The sequence below is a fragment of the Thiomicrorhabdus aquaedulcis genome (genome assembly GCF_004001325.1).
GTDB lineage: Bacteria > Pseudomonadota > Gammaproteobacteria > Thiomicrospirales > Thiomicrospiraceae > Thiomicrorhabdus > Thiomicrorhabdus aquaedulcis.
Map to the genome: position 1 here is coordinate 1 of NZ_AP018722.1, position 19,281 is coordinate 19,281.

Below are 19,281 nucleotides of genomic sequence, written 5' to 3' on the forward strand. Positions count from 1 at the left end.
TAATCTGCCGCATTAAAAGTCTTACAACAGACTCCCCCTCATTTTGTGTTTTAAAATTTTCTTGTTAGTGCCGGCCTATTTTTAGCCGCAATCAAGTTAATTTTCCTAAGGAAGCTATTTTGACATCACTCTGGGCTCAAAGCCTCAAACACTTAGAAAATGATTTAAACGATCAGCAATTTCACACCTGGATAAGACCCTTACAAGCCATCGAAGAAGAGTCTTTGATTCGTCTGCTCGCGCCTTCTACCTTTATTTTGGACTGGGTTAACAAAAAGTTAATGGATAACATCCGACAAGCTGTTAGTTTGGCCGCTCCCATTAACACCCCAAAAGTGCAGCTAGAAGTGGGTGATTACAGCATCGAAAATATAGAAGAACCTCAACCCATGGTTCCGCAAGCCATGCAAATGCCCAGCCACAATGCCACCGAGCAGGCCATTCAAAAAATCGCCATGGCTAATCCAGGAGCCGTACCTACCAAAACCGGCATTAAGCACAACTTAAACACCAAGTTTACCTTTGACACCTTTGTAGAAGGTAAAGCCAACCAATTGGCCGCCGCCGCCGCTCGTCAAGTGGCCGAAAATCCCGGTGGCAGTTACAACCCATTTTTTATTTACGGTGGCGTAGGCTTGGGTAAAACCCACTTAATGCACGCCATTGGCAATCAGCTTATTAAAGACAAACCCGATGCGCGCGTGGTGTATTTGCACTCTGAACGCTTTGTGGCCGACATGGTTAACGCCTTACGTCACAATAAAATTGACGAATTTAAACGCTTTTATCGCTCGCTAGACGCGCTGTTAATTGACGATATTCAATTTTTTGCCAAAAAAGAGCAGTCGCAAGAAGAGTTTTTTCACACCTTTAACACGCTGTTAGAAGGCAATAAGCAGGTTATTTTAACCAGTGATCGTTTTCCAAAAGAGGTGGACGGCTTAGAAGATCGTCTTAAATCGCGTTTTGGCTGGGGATTAACCATTGCGGTTGAGCCGCCCGAGTTTGAAATGCGTGTGGCGATTTTACTTAAAAAAGCCTCAGAATTTGGCGTGTTGTTGCCCGATGAAGTCGCCTTTTTTATTGCCAAACGTCTGCGCGGCAACGTGCGTGATTTAGAAGGTGCGCTTAAACGCGTCGGCGCATTTGCCCAGTTTACTCAACAAGTCTTAACCGTAGAGTTGGTCAAAGAGGCGTTAAAAGACTTATTGGCACTGCAACAAAAAATGGTCACCCTCGAAAACATCCAAAAAACCGTCGCCGATTATTATAAAATCCGAGTGGCTGATATTTTGTCTAAACGCCGCACACGTAACATTGCGCGCCCTAGACAGATGGCCATGGGCATTGCCAAAGAGCTCACCAATCACAGTTTGCCCGAAATTGGCGATGCGTTTGGTGGCCGCGACCACACCACGGTATTGCACGCGGTGCGTAAAATTAAAGAACTGCGCGAAACCGATCATCGTATTGACGATGACTTTAACAGCTTATTACGAATAATCACCAACTAGAGTTCAATAGAGTTCAACAAAGGCATTTAGCATGAAAATCAGTCTAACGCGTGAAAACCTTTTAAAAGTTCTGCAAACCGTCGGTGGCGTAGTCGAAAAACGCCAAACCATGCCCATTTTAGGCAACTTACTGTTTCAAGTATCCAACAACACGCTCACCGTTACCGCCTCGGATTTAGAAATTGAAACCCGCGCGCAAGCCGAGTTAGAGTCGTCCGATGTGGCCCAATTTGCCATTACCCTACCGGCCATGAAACTCATTAACATTGTGCGTTCTTTGCCCGACGGTTTAACCATTGTGATGGAGTTTGTAGACAGTCGTTGTAATCTGTCGGCTGGGCGTTCGCGCTTTAAATTGTCCACCTTACCGGCCGACGATTTTCCAACCCTAGATTTAACCCAAACCGAACTGTCGTTTTCGTTGTCGCAACATCAGCTTAAACACCTTATTGCCCATTCGAGCTTTGCCATGGCCAGTCAAGATGTGCGTTTTTATTTAAACGGCATGTTGTTTGACATCAGTGGTCATTCACTGCGCGTGGTCGCCACCGACGGTCACCGTTTATCAACGTGTGCGACCGATTTGGCCATCGAAGGCTTAACACCGACCCAAGCCATTTTGCCACGCAAAGGCGTTATGGAGCTGGCCAAACTGATTGGCGACGACGACACGCTGATTGAATTTTCACTGGCCAAGAACTATCTAACCGTTCAGTTTGAAGACACCGTATTTACCTGTAAATTAGTCGACGGACGTTTTCCCGATTACCGTCGGGTTATTCCGCAGCACAACGATCAATTTATTCAAACCGATCGCGAATTGTTACGCAGCTTATTGCAACGCGCCTCCATTTTATCCAACGATAAATTTAAGGGCATTCGCTTAATTTTAAGCCAAAACTTATTGGCGGTAGACGCGTCTAACAGCGAACAAGACGAATCGCACGAAGACATGGCCATTGATTACAACGGCCCCGAAATGGAAATTGGCTTTAACGTCAGTTACATTCTAGACGTGCTTAATTCCATGCAAGAAGACGTGGTGACCTTGCTGCTTAAAGATTCCAACAGCAGCTGTTTGGTAGAGGCCAACTCTGACACCGTTACCTGCCAACACGTCATTATGCCCATGCGTTTGTAGCAGGTTAATTTTACACACGCCTTAAACGCTCCGGACTTTTTAGACACCGACTATGACCAAAAATCGCCTTATTCGCATTGCCACCTACGCCTCGGTGGCCATTGCGGTGCTGTTACTTTTGCTAAAAGTGTACGCTTGGTCGCAAACCGGTTCGGCCAGTATTTTGGCCTCACTGCTCGATTCAGCCCTCGACATTGCCGCCTCGGTGATGATTGTCATTGCCGTTCACATTGCCCAAGTTCCCCCCGACAACGAGCATCGTTTTGGTCATGGCAAAGCCGAACCTTTGGCCGCACTGGCGCAAAGTGTCTTTATTGCTGGCTCGGCGGGGTATTTGGTGCTCTACGCGCTCGACCGTCTGTATAACCCGCAAGCCATCCAAAACCCCGAAATTGGTTTGTGGGTTATGTTATCGTCTTTGGTGTTTACCATAGGCCTGGTGGCGTTTCAACGCTATGTCATTGCGCAAACCCAATCTACCGCTATTAAAGCCGACTCGTTGCATTATGTATCGGACATTATGGCCAATTTATTGGTTATTGCCGGGCTGTTTTTAAGCCACCTGAAATGGCTCGACCCCGTATTGGCCTTGGTCATTGCCGGCTGGATTTTATACAGTGCGGTGTCGCTGGCTAAAGAATCGGCCAATCAACTTCTGGATCGCGAACTGCCACAAGCCATGCGCAATCAAATTCAGCACATTATTTTAAGTACGCCCGATGTCAAAGGCTACAACGATTTGCGCACCTATCAATCGGGCCCTAATCGCTTTGTGCAATTTGATTTGGAGCTGGACGACGATTTAACCTTAAAACAGAGCCACACCATTGCCGAACGCGTCACCAAAAGCCTTAAAAACGCCTTTGGCAATTTGGACGTAATGATTCACCAAGAACCGGTCAGCTTAAAAGATCACCCATCGCACCACACATGGGGCGAAAACTAAGCCCTAATGACTCACATTACCCAACTGACGGTGCAACAATTTCGCAACTGCCATCAAGCTAATTTAAGTTTAAGCCCCGGTTTAAATTTAATTGTGGGCGACAATGCTGCCGGAAAAACCTCGCTGATTGAAGCCATTTGGGTCTTGGCCACCGGGCGTTCGTTTAGAACGGCTAAACCTCAACAACTGATTGAGCACACGCAAACCGATTGCACGGTGTTTGCGGCGGTGAGTTCGAGTTTTAGTACGAGTTCTCATCACAACCCATCCAAAACACATCGCTTGGGATTGCAAAAAAGTGCGCTCAACACCACGTTGCGAGTGGACGGTGAAACCACGCAATCGCAAGCCGAACTGGCGCGCTTATTGCCCGTGCAACTACTCACCCCCGAAAGCCACCGTTTGTTAGAAGAAGGCCCTAAAGCGCGTCGCCAATTTATGGACTGGGGCTGTTTTCATCAACACCCCGAATTTGCGGGTGTATGGCGAACTTACCAACGGGCGTTAAAACAGCGTAATCACGCTTTAAAACGCCGCTTACCCAAAGCCCAAATTCAGCTTTGGGACAGTGCGGTGGTGGACAATGCCCTGGCGATTGACGCCATTCGTCAAGACTATTTGGCGCAACTTACCCCGTATTTACTGACCTTTTGCCAAGCCTTAATGCCCGAACTCACCACCACGGTGCAGTGCCAATACCGTGCCGGCTGGTCTAAAGGTTGCGACAATTTGCTTGGCTTGTTTGAGCAAAGTTTTGACGCCGACTTACGCATGGGACATACTCAATTTGGCGCGCACCGTGCCGACATTCGCTTTAAATTTGGTGCGGCTGAAGCCTTAGACACGCTGTCGCGCGGCCAACAAAAACTATTTGTGTGCGCCCTGCTACTGGCGCAAGCCAGTTTGCATGAAAAAGTAGTGCAAGAACCCATTATCATGCTCATCGACGACCTGCCCGCCGAACTAGACGCCACCCATCGCTTAAAACTGCTTGAACTGTTGCAAATTCTGAATATTCAACACATCATCACCAGCACCGCGCAGTCGCTGATTCCCATTCTTAACCCCGACACCACGCAAATTTGGTCGTTGCACGATGGCGCGATTGTTTGATTATATTGACCAGGCCTGGTCTAATGCAAAACACGTGCTCATAACGAAATAATCGTCGTATAATCAGTGCCATTAATTTGTTACGGATAGGTTTCACGTGAAACACCACTACACTTCTTTTTGGCCACACCTTAACGACCCCAAACTAAGCGAATGGCAGAGCCAATTACCGGCCTTAATAGACGCCGCACTGTTGCCCGATGGCAATGGCAATTTGCCGCGTTGGCAGGCGGCGTTGGACAGCTTAAATCAACTGCCGAGCCATCAGCCGCACGCCCTTGACCAGGCCTGGGTAAGTGCCGGTGACCCAACGACCTTAACGCCCCAACAACATGAACGACTCGAAACCGCATTGCGTGCATTGCACCCTTGGCGTAAGGGGCCGTTTAAGTTGTTTGATATTGAAATCGACACCGAATGGCACTCGGATTGGAAATGGGATCGTGTGCTGCCGCATTTAGCCCCCTTGCAAGACCAAGCGGTGCTCGACATTGGCTGTGGCAGCGGCTATCACCTCTGGCGCATGTTGGGACAAGGCGCTCGGTTGGCCATTGGCGTTGACCCAAGCTTGCTGTTTATGAGCCAATTTTTGGCGCTCAAACAGTTTATTGGCCAACAACAACCCGCGTACTTTTTGCCCTTAACCCTAGAGCAACTGCCGGTGTCGCCCAAAGGCGGTTTTTTTGATACCGTGTTTTCAATGGGCGTTTTGTATCATCGACGCTCGCCCATTGACCATATTTACGAGCTTAAAGCCCAACTTAAACCCGGTGGCCAATTGGTACTGGAAACCTTAGTCATTGACGAAAAACAGGGGCAATTATTAGTGCCCCAAGATCGCTATGCGCAAATGCGCAATGTCTGGTTTTTACCTTCGGTGCCCGAACTCACACGCTGGTTAGAGCGCTGTGGTTTTAGCAACGTGCGCTGTGTCGATTTAAACCAAACCAGCACTGCCGAGCAACGCAGCACCGATTGGATGCAATGGAATTCGTTAGAATCGTTTTTAGACCCAAACGACCACAACTTAACCATTGAAGGCCATCCTGCCCCCTTACGCGCGGTGATGTTGTGCAATGTGCCCGTCGCGTAAATAATGAGACCTTTGCACGATATAAACCAACTGACCAGGCCTGGTGAAACGATTTTAACCATCTTAAACCGCTGTTAACCCACACCACAGCATGATATCTAGGAAGTAGACCGTGTTTGAACCCATTGAGCCAAACAAAGAAACAATCCCTAAAAAGGCAATTGAAACAGCCGTTATGCTTGACCCCGCGCACCCAGATTTTTTAGTGCAACGATTTCAGGCCTTGCAAGCGCACGTTAATGCACACATTATTGGCCAGCCGCACTTAACACAACGATTGTTAATAGCGCTGTTATCCGACGGGCATTTATTGGTAGAAGGTCCACCAGGCCTGGCCAAGACCAAAGCCATTAAAGTCTTGGCACAATCCATCGAAGGCCAATTTCATCGCATTCAATTCACCCCCGATTTATTGCCCTCGGACATTACCGGTACAGACATTTATCGACCCGAAACGGGTCAATTTGAGTTTCAAAAGGGGCCAATTTTTCACAACCTTATTTTGGCCGATGAAATTAATCGCGCGCCCGCCAAAGTGCAATCGGCGCTGCTTGAGGCCATGGCCGAAGGTCAAATAAGTGTCGGCAAACGCACCTTGTCGTTAGACCCACTGTTTATGGTGATGGCCACGCAAAATCCATTAGAGCAAGAAGGGACGTATGCCTTGCCAGAAGCGCAATTAGACCGCTTTATGCTGCACGTTAACATTGGCTACCCTAACGCACAGGCCGAACACCAAATTTTAGAATTGGTTGAAAACGAAGCGCGCGCACTGAGCCCAGATGAGTTTGAGCCCATAGCCCAAGAGTCTTTGTTTGACGCACGTCGCGCCATTTTAAATTTGCACATGGCGCAAGCCATCAAAACCTATATTGTCGAATTGGTTATGGCCACCCGACAACCGCAACAATACAACGACACACTGGCCAAGCATATTGCCTACGGCGTAAGCCCACGCGCCACCATTGCTTTATCGCGTGGTGCGCGCGCTCACGCTTGGTTAAACGGCCGCACTTACGTTAACCCTGACGATGTAACCGCAGTGATTCACGATGTGTTTAGACACCGTTTATTGCTTAACTTTGAGGCGCAATCGCAAGGTTTAAGTGTGGACGATGTGGTTAATCAAATTTTAGAACTCGTGCCCGTTACATGAACATCTTGAATACATTAAGTTCACTGTTATGAGCACAGACAACCCCCAACTACTTTACAGCACGCTTGAACCTTTAATGGCATGGCAATTTCAGGTTAAAACGCGAAAATTTGTGGCGCATCAAGCCTTGCAAGCGCAACAAACCGGAACCCATCACGCCTTGCGTAAAGGCCGAGGCATGAGTTTTAGTGAAGTACGTCAATACCAACCAGGCGACGACATTCGCCATATGGATTGGCGGGTTACTGCGCGCACCCAAAAACCGCATACCAAAGTATTTATTGAAGAACACGAACGCCCCACTTTGTTGGTGTGCGAACAATCCCCAGCGCTGTTTTTTGCCTCACAAACCCGCTTAAAAGCCGTGCAGGCGCTTAACATTTGCGCCATTTTAGGATGGGTCGCTTTGGCGCAGCACGATAAAGTAGGCAGTTTAAGCTTTAATCATCTTAACCAGGCCTGGCAAGCCCCCAAAAACTCACCAACGACATTAATGCACGGTTTACAAAACGCCATTCAGCTGCAAAGCCAACTCAACGCTCCGGCGGCCGTGTCGAGTTCTCTTTGGCAAAACGCACTGCAAAAATTAACGCAAATGGTTAAACCCGGCAGCAAAATTTTTTTTGTGGGCGACTTGCTTAACCTAAATACGACCAGCCTTACACTGTTAAGCCAATTACGAAGACATAACGAACTGGTGGCCATTCACATTGTTGACCCATTAGAACAATCCCTGCCCAAGCTGGGCTGGTTAAGCTTACAAGCAACACCCGATGCAGATACCGCGCCCATGCGTCTTAACAGTTTTAAAGACAGCACACGCACCGATTACGCCGACAGCTATGTGCGCGCTTGGCAAGAGGCTCAAGCACACTGTATTACGTTGGGTATTCCGCTTATACAAATTGCCAACACTGACCATCCATTGCACGCCTTGCTTGCACACAAAGTGATTCAATAACTCATGTCAAATCCAAGCCCTAATCCTGTGCTCACGCCCGAATCGCTTAATGTCCTTAGCCAGTTGCACGACATTGTGTTGCCACAGGCCGTGGGTTGGTGGCCATTGGCGTTTAGCTGGTGGGTGCTTATTTTTAGCGTGGCTTCAATGCTTATTGGCCTAATTTGGTTTTTTACCGATCGCCACAAACGTAATGCGTATCGACGTGAAGCACTGGGCTTATTAAGCAACATTAATAACGATTCGAGCTTAAACGCACATCAAAAAATCTCGGCCATTAATCGTCTGCTTAAACAAGTGGCTCTCACAGCCTATGGGCGTCACGCCGTGGCCGTATTAACCGACCAGGCCTGGTGTGATTTTTTGCATCAAAATGCCCATTACATTAAAGCGCCCGCCACCTTATTAGCGTGCCTTAACCTGGCCTATCAGCCTGTTGTATCCCCCACTGAAAGCCAAGCGGCCTTGATTATTTGGCACGACTACGCCAAACAGTGGATTTTAGGACACCACCAATGAACAGCGTAACCGAGGTGTTTAGCTTTATAAGCCACGTGCAAAACCATTGGGACAGTTTTGAGTTTTTATACCCTTGGATGCTGGCGTTTTTACCCTTGCCGTGGTTAATTCGCAGCCTGTTAAAACCCGTACCAAAAAAACAACACCCCCTATTGGCACCCCATATTGTGGCGCGTTTGCAGGCACATTTACCGCAACAAACTCAACTTATTCAACCGCAACGTCACGGTAAAATTGCGCTAGGATTTATTATTTTATGGCTTTTACTCATACTTGCCGCCTTGCGTCCTATTTGGTTTTTAACCCCCACGCCATTTCACATCAGCGGTAAAGAGCTTATGTTGGCGGTCGATTTATCGGGCTCCATGCAAAAAGCTGACATGTATTTGGGCGGGGACGACGTTGACCGACTCACCGCGGTAAAATCGGTAGTGGCTAATTTTATTGAGCAACGCCAAGGGGATAGAATGGGTTTAATTGTGTTTGGCACGCAAGCCTTTTTGCAAAGTCCACTTACTTACGATTTGACCACGCTCAACACCCTATTAGCCGAAACCCAAATTGGCATGGCCGGTAACAACACCGCCATTGGCGATGCTATTGGCTTAACCCTTAAACACCTGCGTCAAAAACAAAACACCCAAGCGGTGCTGATTTTACTCACCGACGGCTCCAATACCGCCGGCACGGTTGAACCCATTGCGGCGGCGCAAAAAGCCCAAACCCTAGGACTTAAAATTTACACCATTGGCGTAGGTCGCATGACTGACCGCACTGGACTGGATCGTTTTTTGGGCAGTAAAACCGACATGGACATTGCCACACTCGAACAGATTGCCCAACTCACTCAAGGGCGTTTTTATCACGCCAACGACACCCAACAACTGGCGCAAATTTATCAAGAAATTAATCAACTCGAATCGGTAGAACACCAAGTCAACAGCTACCGTCTTCGCACCGAACTCTATGTTTGGCCATTGGGTGCGGCGTTTGTGCTCAGCCTAATCTTAGCGTTTGGCCATCTTCGTCACCAAAAACAGCAAGGTTCTTAACATGTTTGCCATCGAATTTTTACGTCCATGGTGGTTTTTAGGCGCTCTGCCGGTGGCCTGGATACTTTGGCAGGCCTGGCAAGCTCATCGCCAACAAGGCGCATGGCATAAAGTCATTGCCCCACCGTTTAGAACGCTGTTATTGGGTAACAACCAAACCAACGGATTGGACGGTTTTGGCCACATAGCGCTTATGGGTTTGGGGGGGCTTTGGTTGTTAATGTTAGTGGCACTGGCCGGACCTACCTTAAAAACCGTTGAAATTCCGGCCGAAAAATCCCAACAAGGCACCGTGATTTTGCTGGATTTATCGCTGTCCATGCTGGCCGACGATGTGTCGCCCAATCGTTTAACACGTGTAAAATTTAAGCTCACCGACCTGCTCACGCTGTACCCAGAACAACCCACTGGCTTGGTGGTATACGCCGGCTCAACTCACACGCTTGCGCCCATCTCTGAAGACAATCAAACGCTGTTAGGCTTACTGCCCGCTCTGGATCCCACCATTATGCCCAGTTACGGCTCTGACCCGCTTAACGGATTTAAACACGCCAAAGCACTGTTAAACGGTGCACACGTTCAACAAGGGCATATTATTTGGATTACCGACGATTTAGAACCCGAACAAATCGCCCCCCTAAGCGATTGGCTTAATCGCCAATCTTTTAGAGTCAGTGTCTTGGCCGTGGGCACAGACAAGGGTGGCGCGGTAAATATTCCCAATTTTGGGCTGCTTAAAGACGCCCAAAACAACGTAGTATTGCCTCCGCTGGCGTGGACACAACTCGAACAACTGGCGCAAAATACCCAGGCCAAACTCACTCCACTTACGCTAAACGACCGCGACATACAAACCTTGCGCCCCGCACACCGTGCCGGTACAAAACCAACCGATGCCGCCAAAGACTTAGACAACAAAACCGTACAACATCCGCTTGACGAAGGCAGTGCGTTACTGTTTTTATTGATTCCTTTGGCCGCACTCATCTATCGCCGTGGCTGGATTTTTAGCCTAGGTCTAAGCCTGTTTTTGCCCATTTTTGGCGGTTTGAGTTTAAGCGCACTGCCCAATACCGCCTTTGCTCAAACCGAGTTACCTAGCTTTACCGAGGTGTTTAAATCGGCCGACCAACAAGCCTACCAGGCCTGGCAAAAACAAAATTTTGAAGCCGCCCAAGCGCAATTTGAACACCCACAATGGCGCGCCAGCAGTTTGTATCGCTTAGGCCAATTTGAGCAAGCCGCTAAATTATTTGCGCAAGATAGCACGGCGCAAGGTTGGTTTAATCAAGGCAATGCATTGGCCAAAGCGGGTCAATTAGACCCAGCCATAACCGCTTACCAAACCAGTTTAAGCCTGCAACCCAATTTTAAAGAGGCCGCCGACAATTTAGCCTTGGTTGAGCAGTTACTTAAAACACAATCTCAAGAACAAGCAGCAGACAAACCAGCGCCAACACCGCCCAGCACAGCACCTGAGCAAAAATCTGAGCCGACATCCGAACCGACATCAAAGCCAACGTCTGAACAGCAACCCGAGCCAAAAAGCAACGATGCTAAAGACACTGACGAAAAAACAGTGACAAAAACGATGACACAAACACAGAAAATAGTCAGAATAAAGACGATGGCGATGATAAGAGCAAAAACACAAACCAGGGTGATGACGACACCTTAGCAAACCCGCAGACGGGTCAATCCACCGCCGATACACCTGATGCACAGACCCTAAACGACAATCAAACCAGCGATGAAAATGCCGCCGCGCAGTTACCAGCGCAATCTTTAGCCGACGATTCAAAACAATCCAATGCAAAAAATGAAGCTGAAAAAAGCCAACAATCCGAACAAAATCAAGCCACCGAAGCCTGGTTAAGGCAAATTCCTAACCAACCCGAGCTGTTTTTAAAACGTAAATTTGATTATCAATACCAACAACAAACCCAAAAAAATACCGCGCAGCCACACACCAAACCCAACACCAAAGATTGGTAATATAAAATGCACCGCCAAAAGAGTCCACTTATGCTATTTGTACCCGTTATAAACCGACTGCATACTGTTATTTTCTCTGCCCATTTGCGCTTTAAAGTACGCCAATGGATAGCCGTAGCACTGTTAAGCATTGCACCGCTTAGCCACGCTAAAACCATTACGGTGCAAACCGATCGCCAAGTAATCGAAATGGGCGATGTAATCACGCTCGTGGTTGAAACCGATTTTCAAACCACCGGCACCCATTTAGATCTAACCGTGCTTGAAGATCAATTTACGGTGCTAACGCAACAACGCAGTAACAATATTCAAATTATTAACGGGGATTTTAAATCCAGTACCCGCTGGCAAATTCAACTCACTCCCAAACAAATAGGCGAACTACAAGTACCGCCTCTAAGCATCGAAAACGTCACCAGCACACCCTATACTCTTACCGTGCGCCCCGTCGCTAAAGCGGCTGACAGTAACTTAGAACCGTTTTTCTTAACCGCCGATCTCAGTCAAAACCAGGTTTACGTTCAACAACAAGTGTTGTATACCCTGCGCTTTTTTTACCAAGGCCGTTTTCTAGACGGAGGCATTAGACCGCCGGTCTTTAACCATGCGCAAGTAACCCCAATAAGCGATCAAACTGTATACACCAAACAACTCAATGGCCAAAACTACACTGTGTACGAATGGGTTTACGCATTGCATCCCCAAAAAAGTGGTCAACTTGACATTGCCCCACCCATGTTTAATGGTCAAATTCAGTTGCAAGGTAGACAAAAGCAGGTGCAAATCTTTGCCAAACCGCTTAGTTTAAACGTCTTACCCGAACCCCCAAGTTACGCGCAAAACACCCAAAACAGTTGGTTGCCTGCCAGTCAAATCACGCTTGACCAGGCCTGGTCAACCCTGCCCAACACACTTTATGTAGGCGACACAGTTAACACCACCTTAACCTTACAAGCCAACGGACTCACAGCCAATCAACTGCCTGATGCAACAAAACTAACCCAACTGTTTCGCGCAAACATGCCAGAGGCGCTTAAAATCTACACCGAACAACCCAGCACTCAAAACCAAGTGTCTGCTAATGGTGTCAGCAGTCAATGGCAAGTACAGCAAACGCTAATGGCTACCGCGCCAGGAACGTTTACCCTGCCCGAGCGCAGTCTAAACTGGTGGAATACTCAAACTAATCAACTGCAAAGTGCCACAATTCCGGCCAAAACCATCACCATTTTGCCGGCCAAAAACACGGTTCAAACAGCCATTCCCGCCGCTCAAGATACAACGATTAATGCACAAACCAACACTCAAACCAATCCAACACCGGACACGTCTGCCGCTGTAGATAAAAAAGACGATGCACTTATCCCTGCCAAATCCATAGACTTTTGGCAAATAATTGCGTTGCTTGCGCTGATTTTATGGGGAGTAACCTTGGTGGCAGGGGCGTTGCTATGGCGAAAATTGAGCCACAAACAGCCCTCTAAAATAGCAGATGGTACGGATACATTACAGTATGAAATGGCGCAAAACACAGAACGCAACACGTCATCTGACTGGTGTACGTTAGCGCCCAATTTATTTTACGCTCGCCTACGCCACACCCTGCAAAACGACTATGGCATCACCGACTTAACCAGACTTAACGCTTTACCCTTGTTTAAAAACAGCACGCTAAACACCTCATTACCGGTGTTAATAAACGCATTAGAGGCGCATCTATTCAATCAAGCGCCTTTGGACAACGATTGCCAAAAGAAAATTTGCGCGGTGCTTAAAGAATGGACTAAAACTACAAAAAAACTAAACAAACCAAACAAGACCAACTCACCTAACTCGTTAAACTCATCGCCCAGCCAGCTTAAAAAGCTGTATGGCCAAAGCGATTAATAAAACTAAAAACGCAAAACTACGCAACACAACAAACTAACCAGGCCTGGTCAAACCAATAAAGTTACCTTATTCAAGTTTAAAATGCTGTTCGGCAATTTTTTGCACTGCTGGATAATTGGTTTTACCACTGCCTAACAGTGGTATGGTTTCAACTAAAATCACTTTTTTGGGTACCATCAGCTCGCTGACTTTTTTGTCTTTGGCGGCTTCTAACACGGTTTGGCGACTTAGGCTAATGTCGTCGGTGACCAGCACCAATTGCTCGCCTTTGCGCTCGTCGGGCACAGCCACCACCACATGATGACCGTGCGGGCTGGCTTGGTTAATGTAACTTTCAACCGCCGTCAACGACACCATTTCACCGCCAATTTTGGCAAAGCGTTTGGCGCGGCCTTTAATCCAGACAAAACCGTCGTCGTCCACGTGCACAATGTCGCCGGTGTCGTGCCAGCCATCCACCGGCGGTTGCAACAGGCCTGGTTGATTGGCAAGCAAATACCCCAACATCACATTAGGCCCTTTAACCCAAAGTTGTCCGCCCTCTTTAATGCCGGCCACCGGTTCTAAACGGTGTTCAATTCCGGGTACAAATTGCCCGACCGAGCCATTTTTAAACGCGGTGGGAATATTAACCGACAGTACCGGTGTGGTTTCGGTCACACCGTAACCTTCGTAAATGGCTTGATGAAATTGACTGGCAAACAGTTCACGCGTTTCGGGACGCAGGCGTTCAGCACCTGAAACCATCGCGCGCAAACTGTAAAAATCGTATGGATCGGCTTTGCGTGCGTAGCCGCTAAAAAAGGTGTCGGTACCAAAAATCAGTTTGGCGTTGGTTTGATAACTCATCTCGGGCACCACCGCGTAATGCACGGGTGACGGGTATAAAAACACTTTAGCGCCCTTTAAAATAGGCCACAACATGCCGGCCGTTAACCCAAAACAGTGAAATGTTGGCAGGGCGTTTAACAGTTGTTCGCCCGGCAATAAGGTCAGCATGGCGCTAATTTGTTCTATGTTGCTCACCACATTATGATGCGACAAAACCACGCCTTTGGGCACACCTTCCGAGCCCGACGTAAACAGCACCACCGCCTCATTTTGTGGGTTAAGTGCATAACCCGGCAAACGGTGCGCAGGCGTCAGCAGACCGGCAATTTTTTGGCGCAAACCAATGCGTGCGCGCACCTCTTCCAAATAGATAAACTGCACTTTAGGCGCTAAACTGGTCACCAAATCGTGCAATCCAAACGCTTCTATAAACGCCTGTGACGTCACAATGGTGGTTAATTGCGCGGTGTCACACGCCGATTCAATCGCGGGCGACCCCGCAGTAAAGTTAATCATCGCCGGCACGTAGCCGTAGGCTTGCAACGCAAAAAAACTCACGGGCATGGCGGCCACATTAGGCAACATTAAGCCCACACGTTTCACCCGACCTGGTGATGCATTTTCTGGGTTTGCCGCGAGGGTTGCCGCAAGAATGACATCGAGTTGTTTGCCTAAAATAATGGCGGCTTGATTGATTTTTTTAAGGCTTAAAGCCTGATTTTTAACATCTTCTACCGACACTTGATTGGCGTGAAAGGTCTGTTTGGCGTGCACCAAAGCTTGATACAACGACACAGAACGCACCGACCCGTAAAAAATACTGTTGCGCATTAAACGAGTAATTTGCTGTTTTAAATAGAGATGTTTGGCGTGGCCTTTAAGTTCTAATGGTGCATTAAGGGTGCGTGCTGGCTGAATATTTAAGGTGATTTTTGGAAACCACAAACGTTTCATAAAGCCAAATTTAGTGCCGTCCAAATACGAAAACCGACTGTACACCGCCCCACCAATGTAAATAGGCAACACCGCCGCTTGGGTTTTTTGCGCCACCAAAGCCGTACCGTCGTAAATTTTCATTAACCCACCGGTGGTGGTAATGCGCCCTTCCGGAAAAATCATGCATTGCTTACCCTCTCTTAAGGTTTCAATCATGTGTTTGGCCGCATAAGGACTGTGCAAGTTCACCTTAAAAAAATCAGTCATGCTTAAAATAACGCGCTCGTACCATTTTTTGGTGTGCGACTCATCAATCATAAACGTGGTCTTACCCGGAATAAAAAGATCCAACAAAGGCCCGTCTAACAGTGAAACGTGATTGGCAATTAACAACAACGGCTGTTGAGTTTGTTGTGCGGTGTAATAATGCTCAAGCCCGGTAACCTCGACTCGATAGACTATTTTTAATACGCCTTTTACCAGCGGTTTAACGAGCGATATAACGAACCTTTGCATTGCGACTCCTTCTTGATTCTTTTCGTAACCTTATATGTATTATGGATAGAAAACGTGATTTTTGACCACGAAAACACTAAGGCATGAAGTTTTTAAAAAAATTCAACTACTTTGAGGCCTTTGAATATTAACTGCTCATTTATCTAACAACCTGTTAGATTAAAATGACTGAAACGAACAAACCTTGCTTAAAACAGTTTTGTTCGATTTTGAGGAAAATAGCCCGCTATTTGACGAAAAACTGGGCAAAAATTAACTCAATAAAGAGTTTGATGAAGAGCCAAGAAATCTAGCTTTTTGCAGCCAATTGGCTTTAATCCAAGAAGCTACTAGACACGGCTACACGTTCACGCCTTAATCTGATTTACTTATGATTGACAGAATCAATCTTAATAGATGAGCCCTAAGTTCAATGTATTTCCATTCGATAAGGTCTCAAAATAACCAAGCCTGGCAAAATAATAAACCGATAAATGCATTATTTTGCCCTTAACAATCTCATCTAAACTTTAAACGCCTTAACAACCTGTTCTAAATCTTGGGCAGACTCAGACACCATATTAATTTGTTGAACAGTTCGTTGAATCATTTGGCTATTATGCTGACTGATATTTTCAGCTTGAGAGACCGCTTGCGATATATTTTGCGCCGACTGACTCTGTTCAATACTGGCATGATTTATGGCATTAACGGATTGTTGCAAGGTTTCAACCTTTTGTTTAACCAACTCTAAAGACTGATTAACATGATTCACCAATGTAACGCCATTATTAACCTTATCATTGGAGTTTGAAATGAGTTTTGAAATTTCTTTGGCGGCCTCGGCTGATTTACCCGCCAGGTTTCTAACCTCACCAGCGACCACTGCAAATCCCCTACCCTGCTCCCCTGCTCTAGCCGCTTCTACGGCCGCATTCAGTGCCAAAAGATTGGTTTGAAAAGCGATGCTGTCAATTAAATTAATAATATCGACAATCTTGCCAGACGATTCTTTAATGTCATCCATAGCTTTCACCATGCGCTGCATGACATCCATTCCTTCATTCAAGGCAATAACTTGTTCATCCGTAATTTGAGTCGCTTTAGTGGTGTTTTGAGTGTTAGATTTAATTTTATCGGTGGTATCTTCAACTGCCTGCAAAGTACTGTGCAAGGTCTTTGATTGTTGATGAGAACTTTGTTCTACCGTTTCAGAGTCTTCACGTACAGTCACTATTTGTTGTTGTATATGGGTTGAAACTTGAGCCACCTGTTGAATGAGTTTTGCTAAATTATCTAATGAACCATTCAAAGCTTCTTTTACCTGATTTAACTCTCCTTCATAATTGCCCTTAATTCTGACCGATAAATTACCCTGTGCCAAGTTGTCAGAAACTGAACTCATTTCTTTCATATAGGCTTGTAATCTATCTAGAGTGGCATGCACACTCTCTTTAAGCTTACTAAGATCCCCTTCAAACCTTTCATTGGGTAAACGTTCACTAAAGTTACCTTTAGATACTTGAGTCATTAATTCACTTACAGCTGCAATTGCTAAATTCAGCTTTTGGCTGTTTTCTTCAGTCACTTTTTGTTGTTTAGCAACTTGAGTTTGAGCGGTTTCAGCTTCAATGACTTTACTGTCGGCAATGGCTTTTTGTTGATCAAGTTCATTTAGCTTGCTTGCTAAATCGATGCTTGCGGTTTGCGCTTTTTTTGAAGCCCCTCGAATTTGTAACATTAAAAGGGTCACCAAGACCAGCATAGCGATAACTAAACCAATTAAAGTGTTAGAGAGGGTTTCTATAAAGTGATTTACTTTGAAATATTCACCACTGTAAAAATCGTGTGATTCTTGAATGGCGTCTTCTATTTTTGAAGAACTGATTTTTTCTAAAATAATGTGGACTTTAGGTTGGTATTCCACAATTAAATTGATGTGTGTTTTTAAAATAATGTAATCGGATTGTGTAATGTTTTGCTTAAATTTATCAATACTTCCCAGGGTAATTAAAATATCTTTAGTTTGAATGGCTTCGTTACCTGACATATATTGAAACATTTGTGCTTCAAGGTGGGTCAATAGTTGTTTCATTAACATGGTTTGCTCAGAAATTTTATGAATTCTGATCAGTTCTGGCAAATAGGTTCTAGAATTATTAAGCAAAGAGTTTATACGCATAAACTCTATAACATCAGAGTCAAGTTCGTTAGCATATTTAATGACTTCTTTATTTTTGGCCTGTAAAACTTGTTTTACTTGGTTATCCAAAAACTCAGGTACATACACTAATGCATTTGAAAAGCGTTGAAGTTTAACTAAATTGGCTTGTAAAAAATCATAATGCCCCACCCCGCCACGACCTGCTTTAAAGGCATTTTCTGATGTTCTTAAAAAGTAGTTTTCAAGCTTAGAATAACCATTAATATAGGCTTCATGGTGGTTTGCATTAATATTGGGCTTGATGATGATAATACTGATAACACCAATAATAATGGCTGCAATCAAGGTTAATAAGAGCATGTTTGATGTATTTTTCATATTGAGGCCTTTTAACATTATTCTTTAGGGGCTAGCATGGCTTGCGTTTCCAGCTTACCCGTTAATGTGGTTAAGAAATCTGCTATTAAAGCGCGCTCATTATCAGGAATTTTGCGACCCAATTGGTTAAGTCCCATAATATTGATTGCCTCATCTAAGTTTTTTGCCCCTGCGTTGTGAAAATAAGGCGCAGTGACTTCAACATTACGCAAAGTGGGAACCTTGAACACATTTTTATCTTTTTCTTGTTTAGTCACATTAAATAAACCTTTATCAACCTCCGTTTCGTTATTGTCAGAAAAATAAGCCTCTAATGCGCCAAACTTTTGCATCATATTGCCGCCAAAATTAACACCCTGATGGCAAGCTACACAGCCATAACTTTGAAATAGCTTGTAACCCTTTGCTTGATTGGCGGTGATAGCGTTATCATCCCCTTTCAAATAAGCATCTATCGGGGCAGGTGTAATTAAACTGCGCTCAAACTCAGAAATGGCATCGGTAATCGTATAAACAGAAATACTTTGTTCTGGATAGAGGGTGTTAAAAAGAGTTTGATAGGTTTTTACGGATTGAATATTTTTAACCACCTGAGGCCATTCGGCTCCCATTTCTATGGGGTTAGCCACAGGTCCTTCTGCTTGGTTTCTAAGATTCGCTGCACGACCGTCCCAAAACTGTTTAAAGTTAAATCCAGAGTTTAGGACAGTGGGGGAATTAATCGGCCCCATTTGACCATCAATCCCGATAGCAACGGGCATATTATCATCACCTCCGATGGCCAAACCATGACAACTTGCACAGTTAAGTTTGCCATTACCAGATAAGCGAGTATCGTGATAGAGCATGTTACCAAGGCTGACTTTTTGAGGGTTTAGATTGAGGTCTTTTAAATTAGGAAGGGGTTGATTGTATTTGGTTCTGGCAGAGTTCACTGCATAGGTCATTAAATAAGGTTCTTCAGCGGTTTTTTGATAATCAACATAAGCCATATCAGTATTTTGGCAACCAATTAACCCTTGAACAACTAGACAAACAACGCCTAGTTTTAAGATTGACGATTTCATGGTGAATTTCCTTAAGGATTGATTAAGACT

The 19,281-nt window shown here is 45.8% G+C and carries 14 protein-coding genes; 11 read left to right on the plus strand and 3 right to left on the minus strand.

Annotated elements, in window-relative coordinates; translation table 11 throughout:
* Positions 1–116: 116 nt before the first annotated feature.
* From dnaA to EP181_RS00055, 11 genes are all read left to right on the plus strand, one after another.
* On the plus strand, positions 117–1,514 hold the full coding sequence (gene dnaA / locus EP181_RS00005; RefSeq protein ID WP_172959749.1) for a chromosomal replication initiator protein DnaA: 1,398 nt from the start codon (positions 117–119) through the stop codon (positions 1,512–1,514).
* Between the two features lie 31 nt (positions 1,515–1,545).
* Positions 1,546–2,655 (plus strand): DNA polymerase III subunit beta, encoded by a 1,110-nt coding sequence (gene dnaN, locus EP181_RS00010; RefSeq protein ID WP_127469819.1) that lies wholly within the window; start codon positions 1,546–1,548, stop codon positions 2,653–2,655.
* A gap of 52 nt (positions 2,656–2,707) precedes the next feature.
* Positions 2,708–3,601, plus strand: coding sequence for a cation diffusion facilitator family transporter (locus EP181_RS00015; protein WP_127469820.1), 894 nt, complete (start codon positions 2,708–2,710; stop codon positions 3,599–3,601).
* A 6-nt stretch (positions 3,602–3,607) separates the two neighbouring features.
* On the plus strand, positions 3,608–4,714 hold the full coding sequence (recF, locus tag EP181_RS00020; RefSeq protein WP_127469821.1) for a DNA replication/repair protein RecF: 1,107 nt from the start codon (positions 3,608–3,610) through the stop codon (positions 4,712–4,714).
* Between the two features lie 97 nt (positions 4,715–4,811).
* Positions 4,812–5,807, plus strand: coding sequence for a tRNA 5-methoxyuridine(34)/uridine 5-oxyacetic acid(34) synthase CmoB (gene cmoB / locus EP181_RS00025; protein WP_127469822.1), 996 nt, complete (start codon positions 4,812–4,814; stop codon positions 5,805–5,807).
* Between the two features lie 175 nt (positions 5,808–5,982).
* Entirely contained in the window at positions 5,983–6,963 is a 981-nt protein-coding gene (locus EP181_RS00030; protein WP_127471712.1) for an AAA family ATPase, read from the plus strand.
* 28 nt (positions 6,964–6,991) lie between these two features.
* Positions 6,992–7,924: a DUF58 domain-containing protein gene (locus tag EP181_RS00035; protein ID WP_127469823.1), complete on the plus strand. Its 933-nt coding sequence runs from the start codon at positions 6,992–6,994 to the stop codon at positions 7,922–7,924.
* A 3-nt stretch (positions 7,925–7,927) separates the two neighbouring features.
* Positions 7,928–8,443 (plus strand): DUF4381 domain-containing protein, encoded by a 516-nt coding sequence (locus tag EP181_RS00040; RefSeq protein ID WP_127469824.1) that lies wholly within the window; start codon positions 7,928–7,930, stop codon positions 8,441–8,443.
* Entirely contained in the window at positions 8,440–9,495 is a 1,056-nt protein-coding gene (locus EP181_RS00045; protein WP_127469825.1) for a VWA domain-containing protein, read from the plus strand. The genes EP181_RS00040 and EP181_RS00045 overlap by 4 nt, the downstream gene beginning before the upstream one ends.
* A 1-nt stretch (position 9,496) precedes the next feature.
* Positions 9,497–11,173 carry a VWA domain-containing protein gene (locus tag EP181_RS00050; protein WP_127469826.1) on the plus strand — a complete coding sequence of 559 codons (1,677 nt, stop codon included), beginning with the start codon at positions 9,497–9,499 and terminating at the stop codon, positions 11,171–11,173.
* 347 nt (positions 11,174–11,520) lie between these two features.
* Positions 11,521–13,377 carry a BatD family protein gene (locus EP181_RS00055; protein WP_172959645.1) on the plus strand — a complete coding sequence of 619 codons (1,857 nt, stop codon included), beginning with the start codon at positions 11,521–11,523 and terminating at the stop codon, positions 13,375–13,377.
* A 69-nt stretch (positions 13,378–13,446) separates the two neighbouring features.
* Here the strand turns inward: EP181_RS00055 and EP181_RS00060 are convergent, their stop codons facing one another.
* The 3 genes from EP181_RS00060 to EP181_RS00070 all read right to left on the minus strand — a co-directional run bounded on the left by EP181_RS00060 (position 13,447) and on the right by EP181_RS00070 (position 19,251).
* Positions 13,447–15,663: an AMP-binding protein gene (locus EP181_RS00060; protein ID WP_127469828.1), complete on the minus strand. Its 2,217-nt coding sequence runs from the start codon at positions 15,661–15,663 to the stop codon at positions 13,447–13,449.
* A 502-nt stretch (positions 15,664–16,165) separates the two neighbouring features.
* Positions 16,166–18,184, minus strand: coding sequence for a methyl-accepting chemotaxis protein (locus EP181_RS00065; protein WP_172959646.1), 2,019 nt, complete (start codon positions 18,182–18,184; stop codon positions 16,166–16,168).
* Positions 18,185–18,201: 17 nt separating this feature from the next.
* A complete protein-coding gene (locus EP181_RS00070; RefSeq protein ID WP_127469830.1) occupies positions 18,202–19,251 on the minus strand; it encodes a cytochrome-c peroxidase in 1,050 nt (349 codons plus the stop codon).
* Positions 19,252–19,281 lie beyond the last annotated feature (30 nt).

Coding starts and splice junctions, on each gene's coding strand:
- EP181_RS00040 (WP_127469824.1), top strand. CDS start 7,928: ATGTCAAATCCAAGCCCTAATCCTGTGCTCACGCCCGAATCGCTTAAT.
- EP181_RS00060 (WP_127469828.1), bottom strand. CDS start 15,663: ATGCAAAGGTTCGTTATATCGCTCGTTAAACCGCTGGTAAAAGGCGTA.
- EP181_RS00015 (WP_127469820.1), top strand. CDS start 2,708: ATGACCAAAAATCGCCTTATTCGCATTGCCACCTACGCCTCGGTGGCC.
- EP181_RS00045 (WP_127469825.1), top strand. CDS start 8,440: ATGAACAGCGTAACCGAGGTGTTTAGCTTTATAAGCCACGTGCAAAAC.
- EP181_RS00065 (WP_172959646.1), bottom strand. CDS start 18,184: ATGAAAAATACATCAAACATGCTCTTATTAACCTTGATTGCAGCCATT.
- EP181_RS00050 (WP_127469826.1), top strand. CDS start 9,497: ATGTTTGCCATCGAATTTTTACGTCCATGGTGGTTTTTAGGCGCTCTG.
- recF (WP_127469821.1), top strand. CDS start 3,608: ATGACTCACATTACCCAACTGACGGTGCAACAATTTCGCAACTGCCAT.
- EP181_RS00055 (WP_172959645.1), top strand. CDS start 11,521: ATGCTATTTGTACCCGTTATAAACCGACTGCATACTGTTATTTTCTCT.
- EP181_RS00070 (WP_127469830.1), bottom strand. CDS start 19,251: ATGAAATCGTCAATCTTAAAACTAGGCGTTGTTTGTCTAGTTGTTCAA.
- EP181_RS00030 (WP_127471712.1), top strand. CDS start 5,983: ATGCTTGACCCCGCGCACCCAGATTTTTTAGTGCAACGATTTCAGGCC.
- dnaN (WP_127469819.1), top strand. CDS start 1,546: ATGAAAATCAGTCTAACGCGTGAAAACCTTTTAAAAGTTCTGCAAACC.
- EP181_RS00035 (WP_127469823.1), top strand. CDS start 6,992: ATGAGCACAGACAACCCCCAACTACTTTACAGCACGCTTGAACCTTTA.